This is a genomic window from Streptomyces sp. CLV115, assembly GCF_038448545.1.
Taxonomy (GTDB): Bacteria; Actinomycetota; Actinomycetes; order Streptomycetales; family Streptomycetaceae; genus Streptomyces; species Streptomyces sanglieri.
Window position 1 is genome coordinate 1 of the sequence record NZ_JBCEWQ010000453.1, and the last position, 367, is coordinate 367.

At 70.6% G+C, this 367-nt stretch carries 1 protein-coding gene; it reads left to right on the plus strand.

Annotation, left to right across the window (positions count from 1 at the left end):
* Positions 1–367 (plus strand): IS5 family transposase (locus AADR41_RS42615; protein WP_342287834.1); only part of this gene is annotated, 367 nt, incomplete at both ends.

The following is a 367-nucleotide window of genomic DNA, read 5'->3' on the forward strand; positions in this document are numbered from 1 at the left end:
ACACCGGACCTTCGCCGGTCGACCGCGCCCGTCCGGGCAGCAAGCACCACCTGATCGTCGACCGGCACGGCACCCCGCTCGCCGTCTCGCTGACCAGCGGAAATCGTCACGACGTCACTCAGCTGATGCCGCTGCTGGACGCGATACCCCGCATCCGCGGGGTCCGCGGGCGGCCGAGGCACCGGCCGGGCCGGCTGTTCGCCGACCGCGGCTACGACTACGACAAGTACCGCCGCCTCATCCGGGCCCGCGGCATCACACCGAAGATCGCCCGGAAAGGAACAGCCCACGGCTCCGGCCTGGGAAAGACCCGCTGGGTCGTCGAGCGCACATTCGCCTGGCTCCACCAGTTCAAGCGGCTCCGGAT